This window comes from Bradyrhizobium sp. TM233, assembly GCF_036247965.1.
Lineage (GTDB): Bacteria > Pseudomonadota > Alphaproteobacteria > Rhizobiales > Xanthobacteraceae > Bradyrhizobium > Bradyrhizobium ottawaense.
The window spans coordinates 130,778-144,691 of record NZ_BTIG01000020.1 but is presented as its reverse complement, the minus strand read 5'-3'; the positions used below and the strand labels follow the sequence as shown (position 1 = coordinate 144,691).

Below are 13,914 nucleotides of genomic sequence, written 5' to 3'. Positions count from 1 at the left end.
AAAACATACACATCTTGAATTGTTCATAGGCGGGTCAATTGAGCGTCAATTCAGAGGCCGAATTCAAACAAATCAAACGTGGACACGGCGGCGCCCGTCCCGGCGCCGGCAGAAAGCCCGGCGATGCAAGGCGTCCGCGATGCGCAGCGTGCGGCGACGCGCGAGCAGCCGCTCTCGCCTCTGCGGTCAGGGGCGCACGCGCAATCCAGTTCATCACCGCCATGCTCGCTCTTGGATCCGACATCGACACAATCTGTCGCGCCCTCAATTTGTCTCGCAACCAGTTCGCGACGACCTACCTCGCCGAGCTCAGACCGGGGGGGCCTTCGTAACTCCCCCCGACCGGCGCCGGCAAAGACCGGCGCGCACCTCATTCGCAGAAAATAACCCCTCAGCAAAATTCAGTGTGCACTTTCCATGACCAAACAGACCGCAATCGACTGGACACTAGCTAAGCAACTATTCGAGTCCGGCCGATCTCTCCGGGCTATTGCACGTCAAGCCGGCGGATCACCGTCCGGCATTCGCCGCCGCGCCAGAGCCGAGAAATGGTCCCGCGCAGTGCACAGGCGCGCACATGTGCTCATCGATCCGCGGCCGATAGCGAAGCTCCATCCGTTAATTTTGGAGGCCGCCACCGACGACCCATTGGCCTTGGTTCGCAAAGGGCGCCATTTGATCGCCGCGCTTATGGATGAGCTCATGCGCGAGAGTGAGGCGGTACCGGATATCCTCGATCTCGCTAATGCGTCTGATGCCATTAGGGCGAAAGCCGTCGAGAAGGCCGTTTCGCTCTCCACACGAGCTCAGGCCGCGAAGAACCTGGCGACTGCGCTAACGGCTTTGACTGCCCAGGTTGGGAAAAAGCGCGAGGCGGATCTTGCTGCAGACCGAGCTGGCGAGGGCTCCGAATGGGGCGAAGATCTGCAATACAAAGGCGGAAAGGCAAACTAGATGGCTCGAATTCAGCGTGCGCCATTCCCGGCCCCTCCGAGCAACTGTTTGAATTGCGGAGCGGGCTTCTGGCCAAAACGACCCGAGAGAGCCATGTACTGCTGCGATGGCTGCAAGATGATTGCGCACCGCATTCGCAAGAAGGCGCGCACAGCCGACCCATCCGCGAAGCCGGCTCTAATTCCAGTGTCGGATTACTACCAATTCGTCGACTTCGCATCCCGGTACGGCGGGCTCGGCGCTTGGGACGAAAACAACCCTCGTAAAGTCGGTGAAGCGATGAGCAGAGCGATCGCATCGTTCGAGCGAGTGAAACCGTAACGCGCGCCCGACGAGTTTAGTTTGCTACGGTCCGACCAACATCACACGGTTCGGGATCGTAAACATGTCGACAGCAACCTTTCTCCCGCTTGAAAAAGCTATCGCGCAGGCAAAGCCGCCCGCCTTTCTGAAGCTGAAGGGCGATCTAAGGCGCATCGAAGAGCAGATCGCGCTCGTGAGCCACGAGCGTGGTGTTCAGCGCGAATTGTCCGACACCCAGTTTTCATCAAATCTGAAGGTGAGAACTCCCGAGTTTCGACAGGCGGCTGCGAGCAAGGTCGAGGATCTGGATCGGCAAATCGCCGCGCTCACGCGCACCGCTGGAGATGTCCGCCGGCAGATCGCAGAAATCCAGCCAGTCGTTGTCCAGGCCATGGAGCCGTTGCGCAAGACGACAAGGCTACAGCTCACCGCGGCGCGGGACTGCCTGTACCAGGCGTTAATCGACTTCAATGCTGTCAGCGTCGCCCGACAAGAAGCCGGCGCGGCTGCGACAATCTTGCCGACGTCTTTTCCGCACCTCGAAGAGATCATTCGGCAACTCGATATTAGGGGTGAATGATATGGTCGTCGTCCGGCTAGATGGCACAAAGAACCGACGTCAGAAAGCCGGGACGGTCACCGTTCTGCCGACGAATAACGACGTCTGGGGCGTCGAGATCAGGATTGGAATGTCCCTGGTCAAGGGTGATTTCAACGGCGCCCGATTTTATCGTGACCAATATCTAGAACTCAAGTCGCGGGGTGCGCCGATTGAGGCCGCGACGCCCCGCAAGTTTTCGTGGGTTGACCTCGATGCAATCAAGGTAGCCAGAGCTTGGTTGGAGGGCCGCGGCGATAGTGCCAAGTGGCTGGCTGAGCAACTGGCGCTTAAGATGGTGGCTCGTCCATGACGAAGTCTGTCAGCGAGCTTCAGACGAGTCTTCTGGCGGCCAAGGTTCGCTACAACGAACTGTCGCGCGCTGTTAGCTGCCTGGATTTCCGGGAGGTTGCCGAACTCAGATCTCTTGGCGTGATGCTGCCAATCATGACTGAAGAGATCGAACGGGCACGTGAGGAACAACGGAAGCGAGCTGCTGCTTGCCGCTTTGGCGGCATGATGACGTCTGACTCTGAATCCATTTGGATGAAGGATGCGACCGGCCTGATGGTGTCCGGACCGCGAATGATCCACGGAATTGCTTCGACACCGACTCCTTCAATCCACTACAGGGAAGTAGACGGAGAGAGGAAGGAATTCACGCAGGTGCTCCTTTCGAGGGGAGCGAACATTAAGCTTCCAGTGCCGATGTGGTGTGCGCACTGTGGTGACGCCGCGATTGGGCAGTTCGTGTTTGCACGCAAGCGCGCAGATCAGATCTACGTGATAGGAATGGTCTTTGAAAACGAGGCGAGCGACTACGCATGGTCGAAAATCCTCAGCGGGGAAATGCGTTGTCTCTCCGTCGGATCAAGAAATGGCCGATCTCAGGGAGTAATCGATGGTCGTCGATTTTGGGACTGCTGGGATTTGAAAGAGATTTCGATCTGTCGGGAGGGAGCGAATCCCGACGCGAAGTTCGAAATCTATAACGGGGTTTGCCGGCCGCGACAGGCCACTGCAAGCAGGGCGGCGCGGCCGAGCAGCGTAAGCTCTCGGTCGCCCGTTCCTTACGCCCGCAAGGTGATCACATGATTGGCGTTGTGAAGCAATTCAACGATGAAGCCGGCTTTGGCTTTATCACACGGGACGACGGACAAGGTGACGTCTTCGTGCACATCAAGCATTGCAAGCTGGGTCTCAAGGAAGCTGTAAAATGCCAATCTTTACTGCAGCCGCAACGGCTATTCTCGCAACCGCCAGCATCACTAGCACCTTCATCGACGAAGCGGAGGTCGCGAAGGTTGATGAACGGGATGAGAGCGACGGTGGAGAAGACCAATGACCGCGATCTCCGCCTTCAAGGACTCAAATTCAGTCCATATCTTCTCCGATGGTGCGTGGCATGACGCCTTCTCCGGCAAACGTTGTGGCACGGGCACGAAGGTGCAGACGATCCCTGAGATGAACTCGGTGTTCGCCGTCACCGGCCTGTCGACGGTGCCGACACTGTTATCGGCACTTCTCATGGAAACTGCACCATTTGCGGATCTTCATTCGCTAGCGCAGGCATTCCCAGATCTGCTCAAGACCTGCGGCGCGCGGGCCAAGACGGTCGGTCTCACCCTGACCGGTCGATGCGACGTCATCCTAGCGGGCTGGTCCGACAGCGCTGGGCCGTCCATCCATGTGACCCAGTGCTATTTTGAACATGAGATTTACAAAGGATCGGACGTTAATCGCTACGTCAGGCCGAGCGTCGACGAGTCTTCGCGGATGCATTTTCCAGATGATGGGCTGCGACTACTCGAAAAGCAGCGTGACGCGAAGGTTAGTCGGACGATTCCGGGCGCATTCAGCACCGAGACCATTAGCGGGCTGGTCGGCGGCTTCGCTCAGCACACGCAAGTCGATGCGGATGGGATCCGGATCAGGGTTCTGCAGCGCTGGCCAGATAGGACTGACGGCGATTTGCCAGGCATTGCCGTTTCATCGGTCGAGATGGCTCAGAAGGAACGGGCATTATGATGCAAATCGATCCGCCGCATGGGCCGCCCGCTCTTACCGAGAAGCCGCCTGTTTCCATCCGCGAAGCCGCCGCGAGGCTCAAAGCTATCGTTGCTGAATGCATGGCAGATGAGGAAAAGCGGAAGCTCTATTTCGGATATTTCGTGACGTCGGACGGAGATCTTTGAATGACCGCGCTCAACAGCTACTCCACCGGCACTGCCTCCGTCTCCGCAGGCGGAACCACCGTCACCGGCTCCGGAACTATCTGGTCGGGCGGCAACGTCAAGCCCGGCGATATTCTTCAGATCGGCAATTTTCAGTCGATCATTTCGGATGTGACTGATGCGACGCACCTGGTCATTCCGCCGTGGGGAGGCGGCAATCAAAGCGGTGTCGCCTATACGATTTGGCAGGTCTCGCCGCAGCGCTTTGCTGGCGCCGAGGCGATGGCGACCGTCAATGAACTGGTCGCTGCGTTCAACACGTCGGGCTTTTTCGTGTTCGTGGACATCGATGAGACCGACCCCGACCCCTCGCTCGGAGATGACGGGCAATTCGCCTTCCAGCCGACGACTGGCAAGACCTGGGAGCGGGTTGCGGGCGTCTGGTCCTATCTCGGCATTTACAAAGCATTCCGATTGCTCGGCGCGTGGAGCGGCAGCACTGACTATGTGATTGGCGATGTCGTGACGCTGAGCGGTTCGAGCTACATTTGCATTCTCGACCACACCAACCACACGCCTCCGAACGCGACTTATTGGCAATTGCTGGCGAGCAAGGGAGATACTGGCGCAACGGGTGCCGCGGGCGCCGGTTACGGCGGTACCTCGACAACGTCGCTTGCCCTTGGCACAGGATCAAAGGCATTCACTACGCAGGCCGGCCTCGCCTACACGAACGGCGCACGCGTGCGGGCGAGTTACGCCGCAGACCCGTCGAATTACTGGATGGAAGGCGTTGCGACCTATAGCGGCACGACGCTGACAATCACCGTCGACAAGGTCAACAACAGCGGAACGTGGGCGAGTTGGAATTTCAACATCGTTGGTCAGCCCGGCGCGGGCGATCTCACGAGCACGAATAATCTTTCGGACCTTGCTAGCGCGGCTACAGCCCGCACCAATCTCGGTGTTCCTCAGACCTACGGGCAATGCAAACTGGTTAAGTCGGGTTCAAACCTAGTCTTGCAGCCATTCAACGGAAACCTGCTCACGATCGCAGGCGCCACATACGCTGTACCCGACGCTGGTGTTTCGCTTGCGGCCACGAGCCTGACTCCGGGCACGTTGTATTACATTTACGCCTATATGAATTCGGGCACGATGACGCTCGAAACATCGACTACGGCGCACGCAACATCGACGACGGCCGGCAACAAGGGAACGGAGATCAAGAGCGGTGACAACACGCGCTCGCTTGTCGGCATGGCGAGGGTTATCACGGGGCCGGCTTGGGCCGATAGCGCTACGCAGCGTTTTGTTGTCTCATGGTTCAACCGTGACCGACGCTCATTGGCCGGCGCGCTCGATGGGGCGTCGACAGAGACCTCAACTGGTTCTTATGTCGAAAAAACGGTCTCGAAGGTTGAGTATCTTTGCTGGGCCGGTGAGCTGCTGCAACTGATCACCTACGGCATTATCACCAATTCCGTGAACAACGGCGCCGTTGGCCTGATGAACATGCTGGACGGCGTCACTGTCGGCGGGCAGGCCGACGTCAACCCAGGCGGCACGTCGTTCCGTTGTCCCGTTTCCGCGACCTACAACGTAAGCGCAAGCTCAGAGGGATATCACTATTCGGACTTCGGCTTGCGTGCTCTGGGCGGTGGAACGGCCAGCTGCTCTTACGGGGTCACCCATACCGCTGTAGTCGGCTAATGCAAGCGAAGGGCGCGACGATCAAACGTTAGAGCGTCGCTGCTAAAGGAAGCCCAAATGTCTAGGCAAATGGTCGAGGCGGCCTCAGTTCTGCCGCCGTTTCATAAAGTTGTCGACGCCGATTCAGGTCCTCGAATATCCGCGGATGTGCCTCATCATAGACGCCCATGTTCCGAAGTGCGCGAGCAACGCTATCCCACGCCAGTTCGGCGGGCGCCTCGTCGAGTGCTCGCCTAGCATAGCTGAAGAACGAGGCGGCCCCAGCGTAGATGATCGCGCAATCTACCACGTAGCTCTCTAGTTGGTGGCGCGTGACCACACTGGATCTTGAGGTCGTATTCTCTGTTACGAGAGACCTTAATCTAGAGTCATTGATTTGAATTCGAGCCACTGTGGCTTCGAGTACCCTCGCCGTCCCGGGTTCGCTAAACTCGATAAATTGGGCCAGCGCATCGATGCTTTTTGTTGGAGGTTCGCGGAGCAAATGGTCGGTCGCCGACCCCTTCGGCAGGGACTCCCCATCGCATTTTTCGATGATATCCAACAGTGTCGTGACGATGCCTCCGGCATAGTGATTGATGTCTGCTAGAGCGAGAGGCAGCGTTGCTCGAAGGGCAGCGTGTTTCCTTGCGCGCCGATCTTCTTCAACTCTCTGAGAATGGGCAAGCGAGCGGGTCGTGTTGAAATAGGCCAGGCCGGCGGCGACCAGAGCAACTGTAGCGCCAACGAGGGTTTGCCATTCGTGTAACCGGCTTGCAAATCCGCCTTCGGGGAGATGGATAAGCGGTAGCGCAATGAATATCCAGACTGCGATCGCGATTAGCGCGATCAGTGCGAAAGGAACATCTTTGGTTTCACATGGCTTCTTGGGCATGTCAGAAATCGTCGGTCTCTGTTTAGCGGGGAGCTGCGTCTCGGGCAGGTAGCAACTGGCCATCAAGTGAAGCGCTTAAGAGGAGTGATTTTTAGTCGCCGTTTTTCGCACCTTCCTGTAATGCTCGTTCAGCATCTATGCGCCGAAACCTCCTCCAAAAGCTCATCCGATTGGACAACGATGCCGGTTACAATGAGCGATCTGCGGAAAATGAGCAAATAGGCAGAGAGTTCACCTCCGTCGTCCTTGCCATACCGATATGCGAACTGATCGGATAGGTCGCGCCGATTGCGGACGATCGGCGGGCGTGCCGGCAGCCCCATATAGAATTGCGCTTCGTCGCTGCTCCGGAAGACGTCAAAATAGGCGTTTGTGTACCAGTCAGCTTTGACGCCATCGTCATTTCGAACGATGTTACCGGTGTGCTTCCAATGAAGCGCTTTCAGGAGCTTGGTCATCGTAGTGCTAAAGAGCTCTTCGGCTGCTTTGGCCTCGATGCCCGCGACGTGCATGTCGACCAGAGCCGCGCCGGGCGGCCGATGGATACCCTCCGACTTTAAGAATTTCCTTTTTTCATTTGCGGTGAACGGCTTTAGCAGCCCCTGAAAATTGTTTCGCATGCCGGTCAAGTACTTCTGGAGTTCTCGTCGGCGAATAGGATCGTCCAGACGCTCGGCATCGATCCGGACCAACAACGCGAGCTTGTGCTCAGCGTCTTTAGACGACCGGTTGCACGGTTCGCAGGCGGGAAAAGCATATCCGTCCGGCCACTCCCTCCTATCGAACAGGGCTCTTGCCGGTTGGTGGTCGACGGTCGTAGCAGGGGCGCGCCCTGCGCAAAAAATGCAAACGCTGCTCAAGCTCAGAATTGACTGTGTTCGCTGCTTTGCCTGTCCCATGTTGCTGCAATACCGCACCCTTATTCTGGAAGCGGCGGGAGGTCTGCATAAAAGGCACCCGTCTCTTGCTGGACTAAATGAGCGACCTCAAGCATCTTGTAGTACATTCGCTCGGCGCGATTTATGGCTGCAATCAGTTCCACCGCAGAGCGCCCATTGACGGCCCTCCGCTTTACTCTCACGAGATCCATGCTTTCGTCAGCGTAGTCGTAGCTAAGCTCATACCCTTCAAACCGAGCCCTGCCATCCTCTTCGTTCAAATATCGCGCGTGGCAGTAAAAATTGCGCAATCTGCTAAGGCCAAACATCAGTTTGGCGCAGTGTTCAACCTCAGCGAACGCCTTCGGCGAAAGCCGATTTATCTTCGCTACGCGAAGAACCAATTGGATGCGAGCCCGAGTGCTGATCTGAGAAAGCCACAGAACTTCGTGATGGCGTTTGCCTTCCTGCCCCGCGAGGCATCGTAGGACGACGTAGAAAAAATACTCGCAGCTAGATAGTGATGCGACCAAGTGTCCGATCCCGAGAAGGATTTGGTCTTCATCGCTCAGCCCCTTCGGCCAAACAATTGACGACTTGAACTTTTTCTTTTGCATGATTGTTGCCGACGCTGAAGGTGTCACGCCGTTGAACGCCTCTTCGATCAAATCACCGGACAATTCTGATCGCCGCCGGCCCAACCAAGTATCAGCGTCTTGTATTTCTCGCTGGCCATGGTGTTGCCTGAACGAACCGTTAGCTTTGAGCCGGTCGGCTGTTTATCGACACGGGCTGAAACGTAGTAGTTGCGCGTTCCCATGTTGATCAAAGAAAGTGTAAGCTCTCCATAGCCGAGTTCTGAATACAATTCCGAGTCGACCGCAAAGGACGCGTACGCACCGACGTTGCCGGCGAAGCAGCGCTTCGCGGTCGTTGAAACTCTCCGATAAATTTCTTGGTAGTTTTCGGAATACGTCTGGACGATCGGTGCCGCTTTGGCTTCGAGATCGGCCGGAGTTGAAGAGCAACCAGGAAGCAGCATGGTGGCGCAAACCGCCACGACTCCGCAATAACGCATTATTGGTCCCCCCAGACCGAAAGTGATATTCAACCGCAACCGGGGCGAGAGCGCAAGCCGTAGTGCACCGGACTAAAGGACTAGATCACTCGTCCTGCCAGTGGATTGTCACGAACGATCCCTTGCCCCGCCGCGACTCAGGAGCCGCCTTCCGCAGCGCAATTCCGCGCCATGTGGAGGCGAGCATGTCCCGTGTCCAAAAATTTCGATCGCATGAGGAGCGTAGCGCTGCCAGACGGAGGTGGATGACCGTCCCTCCCGGCATGACGCCTGAGCTCGCTGCCGAATTCATGCGGAGATTGATTGCAGGCCACTCGCTGCGGCGGATCACATCGGGTGACAAGAGACATGGGCCAGCTTTCGTTACGCCGAGCCGCTTCAAGAAACACTGTGAATTGCACCCAGAGTGGGCTGTAGAGGCGATGCGCTTGGCGAAGGCCAACGCCAAGGCCGCTGATCTGTTAAAATCGGTCAACGCCGCCAAGCGAAAGAAGACGCAGGAGGTGTGTCTTAAGGGTCTTCACCCGATGTCGGGTGACAACATTATGATCCACAAAGGTAGACGTGCGTGCTTGGCGTGCTGGCGACACCATGCGAACAATCCGCCCCTTCACTCTATTTTGCCTGTACTGGAAAAGATCAAGGACAGTCTGCGGCGCGGGATTTCGCTAGCGCAGATATGCCATGGGCGTCCCACTGGGGGTGGAAAAATTGATCGAGGTCTCGTTCTGGTTCGACCAAACGTCTTCTACCTAGGAGACTTCATCCGGAGTTCGACCTCTTGGTTAGAGAGGCAATTTCGGGAAATAATAGTCGAGGACAGAATATTCGATGGACGCGGGTTCGGACATCCTCCGTCCGCGACGACAACAACGACTATTATAAGATCCGAGGCATGATCCCGGAAAGCAATCCGCATCGCGACGATATCGTTGCTCGCATCTTCGAGGACTTGCTAGGCGGCGGATTACAGCGAGAGAACGTGCCCAATCGCATCAAAGCCTATGTTGCGGAATTCCACCGTATGTTCCCGACCAAATATGCAAAGTTTGGCGATAGTCCTCTCGTTTCGCTGGACGAGGCGCTCTACGACGACGGCTCCGGCACCAGGGGAGACTACGTGAGCCGCGGCCTTTGGGATTGATACGCAAGCAGCCGTGGGTCCTAAGGCTTCAATCTCTAGTGCAGGACCCTCGCGGCCTCGGCCGCCTGAACCCTTTCTCGGAGGTTCTCAAGCTCCCCGATCGCATCCAGCAATCTGACCAGCCTGCGAGCGATCTGCTCCAAACTGGGGCTTGGCTGTTTAGGAATACGAATATGCTGTGCCATCGGCGCACGCCTCCATGCCTTGGAGTTCTCCTTGGCAAGAAGCGCGCCGAAGCGCCCCTGAAGAGGACGGATTTGCTATTTGGGACCGAGAGCGCTCAGGAGCCCGATCGCAACGGGGATCAGGGCGACGCAGGCCCACAAAGCTGGCGCGCCAGAGTTTAGGCCGGCAATGAAGATCCCGATGCCAAAGCCGACGATAAAGGCCGAGATCCCATAGGCGACAACTGTGTCCATTGGGCTGATCCACAAGCAACGGGATCGATGCCTTAAGGACGCGTCGCGGCAACAAACGTTCCTGCGTGTCCCAGCACGCAATACCCCGACGCGGGGCGATTATTGCGGCTCGCTTGGTTTATCCCGTTCATGGCTCTCGGCTTCGGCGGCCGAGCAGGCGTCCATGCCATGGCATTTGCTTAGATAGTACCGTGTGCCCGCGACGATCGAGCCAACAATCACTAGGGCAACCAGCAGGAAGATCCACCGTCGTTTCGACATTTCCATGACCTTGACGCGAACCCTCTCCGATCGGCGACTATACTTAGCTTATCCATTCACGAAGCCCGTCACGTGGCATGACGACCGAGAAGCCTGGGTGTTAATGAAACCCATGTTGAAGCCGCGCACGGTCTTGCTGCTCTTGGGTTTGATGGCTTCGTAAATCGTCCGGGTATTGGCGTCGATCAGGGTGCCGCTGTTGGCTGTGTGCTCGCACCTAACGTCCACGTCCTTCACCGCAAAATCGTTGGTGTTCTCGATCGTAAGCGTCGCAAGCATGACATTGTCAAATCCTCCCTTCTGCCAGGAGAATTTCGAAATCTTGACGCTCAAGAGGCGTTGCTGCTGCGCGATATAGCGGTCGACATCGGTGTTTCTGGCCTCGGCAACCTTGTTGGCCTGCGACCGGTCATCCGGAGACCGAGAGAGCCACAAAACGCCGAGTACAACCAAAAATAACGCGATCAGCGCTCTCATAATTGCCCCCCGAACCCGGGGAGAGCCTACCGCGGGTTGTGGGCGCGCGGAAGCGCCCCCAAAGGGGAATTGAATTTTAACCAAATCAGTGGTGAAGTGTCCGTGGGCTTGAACACCCGGACTAGGATAGGCGTGCCACCGATTGGCGTCGGAAGCGTGCCGAATGCATGGACCCTTGGCGGGGTCTGATGCTGGATGCACCTTGGCGGGTGCACCGACCTGGCCATTATGGCCGGGAGGGGTGCGCTATGTCCAGAGCGAAAGCTTAAAGGCCATCCGCCTGTTTCTAGCAGGTGTTCAACTCCCGGCTGCCGGTCCGCCACCGGCAACGGCCTTGAACAGCCATCTAGAAAGCCAACCACCATGACACTCGCTAGACCTATGTTTCCGCCCGCAGCGGGGAGCGCCTGCGCACCCATTCCGTCCGGACTCGCTCGACAGCAGCTGAACCGCCGAAGGGCACTCAAGGCCGTCGCCCAACTCAGGGAGGAGGCGTCCACTGAGATCGAGCGGCTGATCGCCTTCCTTGACCAGACCGACATCTACGTCCGGACCGAGCTCGAGCTGGACGGTGACGAAGGAGTGTCAGCATGAGCAGCCCCGTCAAAATCGGCCGCAGGGGCTTCCTGGGACGCGCCGCGGGGGTACTGGCCGGCGCCAGCGCAGCCACCCCCATCGCACTGACGGCCGCGCTTGCGGCGCCTGAGGAGCACCCGGCGCTGCTTGATGCCGGCCGGCACCTGGATGGCCTTGTTGAGGCACACACGGCGGCAACTGCCAGGCTGGCCAAGGCCAAGGCCCTCGCGCAGTCCCTCGTACCAGAGCCCCCAGAGGAGATTGTTTGTTATTCCCACTTTTGGGCGGGCTGTTCCTACGAACTGAGGGACGTTGACGACAATCCGTTACCCCGGGGATTCGTCGTCGACGGCGACGGCAAATCGAGAGCGGCCCGGCCGAAGAAGATCGTCGACGCGACTGCGCTGAAAAATCAGATAAAGGCCGGGATCATACATTGCGACGGCCGCACCTCGTTCGGGAAGGCAGTTAAGCGAATGATCGAACTCGCGGAACGTTATGAAAGCGAGCGCGCTGCAGTCATCGAACGATCGGGACTGCCGGAGGCGAGGGGGGCCGCCTTCTTGGCCTCTCAAGCGATTGACGATCTCGCCAGAGCGGTTGCTTCCATCGAGCCGAAAACGCAGGCCGGCGCGGTGGTGCTGGCGCGGGTTCTTTGTGCCTACGTGAGCACGGAGGACGGCAGTAACAGGCACCAAGGCGTCTTAATTCTAGGCAAGCCGCTCGCAGAGGCCGTCGCTCGCCTTGCATAATCGCGAGGCCCGCCGGCAATGAGCCGGCGGGCCATCCACGTGAAACGTGAAACAAAATCCGAAATCGCTGTGGGCGGCTTGTGTGTAACTCAAATTGCTGTTGCCTTCACATGCCGAATATTGGCCCTATAGCGACGGAAGCGGTACCGCTTCCTGGTCCTCTCCGGGGGGAGAAGCTGAAGAACGAGAGATATTCGCCAAAATCGGCGAATTGCGCGTTCGGAGGTGCACCCGTGAGTATCGTTCCTTGGTTCTATTCCTTCGCTGAAGTCGACGAGCTCGTTCCGCTCTGTGATAGCACGCGATGGCGCCTGGAGCGGAAAGGCCGCTTTCCGCGACGCATTCGGATTTCGAGCCGAAAGTCCGTTTATCGAAAATCAGATATCGACGCGTGGCAGGCCGATCCTGAGGGGTGGCGCGCGCCTTCGGCAGAGGCTGCCGCATGAGCCGACTGCCGTCCTCATTCCGGCAACAGGATGTGACTCGCGCTGTCCGCGCGGTGCGTGCGGCTGGAGAATCGGTCCGGCGGGTTGAAGTCGACAAGTCGGGACGGATCGTCATCGTCACCGGCGAGCCCGATATCGGGGATGAGCCGAACGAGTGGGACAAGGTCCGGTGAAGAAGCGATACCCAAAGTACACGCATGCCTTCATGGACCATGACGGGACGCCGCGGTTTTATCTCCGCGTTCCCGGGCGAAAGCGCATACCGCTGCCGGGACTGCCATGGTCTCCAGAATTCATGGAGGCTCGGGAGAAGGCTCTTAATGCCGACTGGGAGGCGCCGCCGCTCGGAGCAAGTCGCACTGTCGCCGGTACCGTTAATGCCGCGCTGATCAGCTACTATCAGTGTGGCCCGTTCACGTCGTTAGCGAAGAGCACGCAAGGCAATCGCCGGGCGATCCTGGAGCGTTTCCGGAACGAGCACGGCGACAAGCGAATCGCGATGATGCACGCACAGGCGCTCCAGAATATCGTCAACTCAAGAAAGCCGGCTGCTCAGCGCAACTTCATCAAGACGATGCGCGGGTTCATCGACCATTGCGTGTCATTGGGCATGATCAAGGTGGATCCGCTGCTGACGGTGAAGCGCTTGAAAATGAAAAAGACGGGGGGCTTCCACACCTGGACCGAAGACGAGATCGTTCAGTATCGAAAGCGTCACAAGCCGGGAACCAAAGCGCGCCTCGCCTTGGAATTGCTCTTGCAGACCGGACACGCGAGATCGGACGTGGTTCGGATGGGCCGCCAGCACGTGAGGCGCGGAAAGCTCTCGATGCGTCGCCAAAAAACAGGCGTGCAGTTCGATATTGAATTGCTGCCCGATCTTCTCGCGGAGCTGAAGCTGCATCCGTCGACAGACAATCTGGCGTTTCTCACAACCGAGTTTGGCGAGCAGTTCACACCGGCCGGCTTCGGCAATTGGTTCGCTGATCGATGCAAGGAAGCTGAGGTTCCGGGGAGGGCGCACGGCCTGCGCAAGGCGTCGGCCATCCATCATGCGCTGAATGGTGCAACCGCTCCCGAATTGATGGCTTGGTTCGGCTGGAAGACCATCACCGAAGCGCAGCGCTACATCGAGGAGGCGAATCGTATTCGCCTCGCTGAGAGCGCAGCCGACAAGGTCAGAGCAGGAACAGGAATTGGCAAACCGCAGAGCCCGTTTGCCAAAAAGTCTCGTAAGTCTCTGAAAAATAAGAGGGTGAAATCGTGA

General features: G+C 57.9%; 18 protein-coding genes. 14 read left to right on the top strand and 4 right to left on the bottom strand.

Annotated features, from left to right (window positions below; translation table 11 throughout):
* Positions 1 to 417 precede the first annotated feature (417 nt).
* From AABA86_RS29315 to AABA86_RS29280, 8 genes are all read left to right on the top strand, one after another.
* Positions 418 to 954: a hypothetical protein gene (locus AABA86_RS29315; protein WP_338309281.1), complete on the top strand. Its 537-nt coding sequence runs from the start codon at positions 418 to 420 to the stop codon at positions 952 to 954.
* 385 nt (positions 955 to 1,339) lie between these two features.
* Entirely contained in the window at positions 1,340 to 1,837 is a 498-nt protein-coding gene (locus tag AABA86_RS29310; RefSeq protein WP_338309280.1) for a hypothetical protein, read from the top strand.
* A gap of 1 nt (position 1,838) precedes the next feature.
* Positions 1,839 to 2,168, top strand: a complete 330-nt coding sequence (locus AABA86_RS29305; protein ID WP_338309279.1) for a hypothetical protein — start codon at positions 1,839 to 1,841, stop codon at positions 2,166 to 2,168.
* Positions 2,165 to 2,950, top strand: coding sequence for a hypothetical protein (locus AABA86_RS29300; RefSeq protein WP_338309278.1), 786 nt, complete (start codon positions 2,165 to 2,167; stop codon positions 2,948 to 2,950). The genes AABA86_RS29305 and AABA86_RS29300 overlap by 4 nt, the downstream gene beginning before the upstream one ends.
* Positions 2,947 to 3,264, top strand: a complete 318-nt coding sequence (locus AABA86_RS29295; protein ID WP_338309277.1) for a cold shock domain-containing protein — start codon at positions 2,947 to 2,949, stop codon at positions 3,262 to 3,264. The genes AABA86_RS29300 and AABA86_RS29295 overlap by 4 nt, the downstream gene beginning before the upstream one ends.
* The gene (locus AABA86_RS29290; protein WP_338309276.1) at positions 3,197 to 3,883 is read left to right on the top strand and encodes a hypothetical protein; all 687 of its coding nucleotides are present in this window, start codon (positions 3,197 to 3,199) and stop codon (positions 3,881 to 3,883) included. The genes AABA86_RS29295 and AABA86_RS29290 overlap by 68 nt, the downstream gene beginning before the upstream one ends.
* Entirely contained in the window at positions 3,880 to 4,050 is a 171-nt protein-coding gene (locus AABA86_RS29285; RefSeq protein WP_338309275.1) for a hypothetical protein, read from the top strand. Before AABA86_RS29290 ends, AABA86_RS29285 begins: the two co-directional genes overlap by 4 nt.
* Positions 4,051 to 5,742 (top strand): carbohydrate-binding protein, encoded by a 1,692-nt coding sequence (locus AABA86_RS29280; RefSeq protein WP_338309274.1) that lies wholly within the window; start codon positions 4,051 to 4,053, stop codon positions 5,740 to 5,742. It begins immediately after the preceding gene.
* 61 nt (positions 5,743 to 5,803) lie between these two features.
* Here AABA86_RS29280 and AABA86_RS29275 read toward each other — a convergent pair whose 3' ends face one another.
* Positions 5,804 to 6,616: a hypothetical protein gene (locus AABA86_RS29275; protein ID WP_338309273.1), complete on the bottom strand. Its 813-nt coding sequence runs from the start codon at positions 6,614 to 6,616 to the stop codon at positions 5,804 to 5,806.
* Between the two features lie 128 nt (positions 6,617 to 6,744).
* A complete protein-coding gene (locus tag AABA86_RS29270; RefSeq protein WP_338309272.1) occupies positions 6,745 to 7,308 on the bottom strand; it encodes a hypothetical protein in 564 nt (187 codons plus the stop codon).
* A gap of 284 nt (positions 7,309 to 7,592) precedes the next feature.
* Here AABA86_RS29270 and AABA86_RS29265 point away from each other — a divergent pair, with 284 nt between their 5' ends.
* Positions 7,593 to 7,982, top strand: a complete 390-nt coding sequence (locus tag AABA86_RS29265) for a hypothetical protein (RefSeq protein ID WP_338309271.1) — start codon at positions 7,593 to 7,595, stop codon at positions 7,980 to 7,982.
* Between the two features lie 176 nt (positions 7,983 to 8,158).
* Here the strand turns inward: AABA86_RS29265 and AABA86_RS29260 are convergent, their stop codons facing one another.
* Positions 8,159 to 8,536, bottom strand: a complete 378-nt coding sequence (locus tag AABA86_RS29260) for a hypothetical protein (protein WP_338309270.1) — start codon at positions 8,534 to 8,536, stop codon at positions 8,159 to 8,161.
* Positions 8,537 to 9,467: 931 nt separating this feature from the next.
* On the opposite strand from AABA86_RS29260, the gene AABA86_RS29255 reads away from it, so the two are divergent.
* Positions 9,468 to 9,716, top strand: coding sequence for a hypothetical protein (locus tag AABA86_RS29255; protein ID WP_338309269.1), 249 nt, complete (start codon positions 9,468 to 9,470; stop codon positions 9,714 to 9,716).
* A gap of 728 nt (positions 9,717 to 10,444) precedes the next feature.
* Here the strand turns inward: AABA86_RS29255 and AABA86_RS29250 are convergent.
* Positions 10,445 to 10,873, bottom strand: coding sequence for a hypothetical protein (locus AABA86_RS29250; protein WP_338309268.1), 429 nt, complete (start codon positions 10,871 to 10,873; stop codon positions 10,445 to 10,447).
* Positions 10,874 to 11,463: 590 nt separating this feature from the next.
* Between AABA86_RS29250 and AABA86_RS29245 the strand changes: the two genes are divergently transcribed.
* The 4 genes from AABA86_RS29245 (at position 11,464) to AABA86_RS29235 (ending at position 13,914) form a co-directional block, all read left to right on the top strand.
* Positions 11,464 to 12,201 (top strand): hypothetical protein, encoded by a 738-nt coding sequence (locus AABA86_RS29245; protein WP_338309267.1) that lies wholly within the window; start codon positions 11,464 to 11,466, stop codon positions 12,199 to 12,201.
* A gap of 110 nt (positions 12,202 to 12,311) precedes the next feature.
* Entirely contained in the window at positions 12,312 to 12,647 is a 336-nt protein-coding gene (locus AABA86_RS34670; RefSeq protein ID WP_445083495.1) for a helix-turn-helix transcriptional regulator, read from the top strand.
* A 32-nt stretch (positions 12,648 to 12,679) separates the two neighbouring features.
* The gene (locus tag AABA86_RS29240) at positions 12,680 to 12,820 is read left to right on the top strand and encodes a hypothetical protein (protein WP_338309266.1); all 141 of its coding nucleotides are present in this window, start codon (positions 12,680 to 12,682) and stop codon (positions 12,818 to 12,820) included.
* Entirely contained in the window at positions 12,817 to 13,914 is a 1,098-nt protein-coding gene (locus AABA86_RS29235) for a tyrosine-type recombinase/integrase (protein WP_338309265.1), read from the top strand. Before AABA86_RS29240 ends, AABA86_RS29235 begins: the two co-directional genes overlap by 4 nt.

Coding starts and splice junctions, on each gene's coding strand:
- AABA86_RS29265 (WP_338309271.1), top strand. CDS start 7,593: ATGAGCGACCTCAAGCATCTTGTAGTACATTCGCTCGGCGCGATTTAT.
- AABA86_RS29300 (WP_338309278.1), top strand. CDS start 2,165: ATGACGAAGTCTGTCAGCGAGCTTCAGACGAGTCTTCTGGCGGCCAAG.
- AABA86_RS29245 (WP_338309267.1), top strand. CDS start 11,464: ATGAGCAGCCCCGTCAAAATCGGCCGCAGGGGCTTCCTGGGACGCGCC.
- AABA86_RS29315 (WP_338309281.1), top strand. CDS start 418: ATGACCAAACAGACCGCAATCGACTGGACACTAGCTAAGCAACTATTC.
- AABA86_RS29275 (WP_338309273.1), bottom strand. CDS start 6,616: ATGCCCAAGAAGCCATGTGAAACCAAAGATGTTCCTTTCGCACTGATC.
- AABA86_RS29250 (WP_338309268.1), bottom strand. CDS start 10,873: ATGAGAGCGCTGATCGCGTTATTTTTGGTTGTACTCGGCGTTTTGTGG.
- AABA86_RS29280 (WP_338309274.1), top strand. CDS start 4,051: ATGACCGCGCTCAACAGCTACTCCACCGGCACTGCCTCCGTCTCCGCA.
- AABA86_RS34670 (WP_445083495.1), top strand. CDS start 12,312: ATGCCGAATATTGGCCCTATAGCGACGGAAGCGGTACCGCTTCCTGGT.
- AABA86_RS29285 (WP_338309275.1), top strand. CDS start 3,880: ATGATGCAAATCGATCCGCCGCATGGGCCGCCCGCTCTTACCGAGAAG.
- AABA86_RS29310 (WP_338309280.1), top strand. CDS start 1,340: ATGTCGACAGCAACCTTTCTCCCGCTTGAAAAAGCTATCGCGCAGGCA.
- AABA86_RS29290 (WP_338309276.1), top strand. CDS start 3,197: ATGACCGCGATCTCCGCCTTCAAGGACTCAAATTCAGTCCATATCTTC.
- AABA86_RS29260 (WP_338309270.1), bottom strand. CDS start 8,536: ATGCTGCTTCCTGGTTGCTCTTCAACTCCGGCCGATCTCGAAGCCAAA.
- AABA86_RS29305 (WP_338309279.1), top strand. CDS start 1,839: ATGGTCGTCGTCCGGCTAGATGGCACAAAGAACCGACGTCAGAAAGCC.
- AABA86_RS29295 (WP_338309277.1), top strand. CDS start 2,947: ATGATTGGCGTTGTGAAGCAATTCAACGATGAAGCCGGCTTTGGCTTT.
- AABA86_RS29255 (WP_338309269.1), top strand. CDS start 9,468: ATGATCCCGGAAAGCAATCCGCATCGCGACGATATCGTTGCTCGCATC.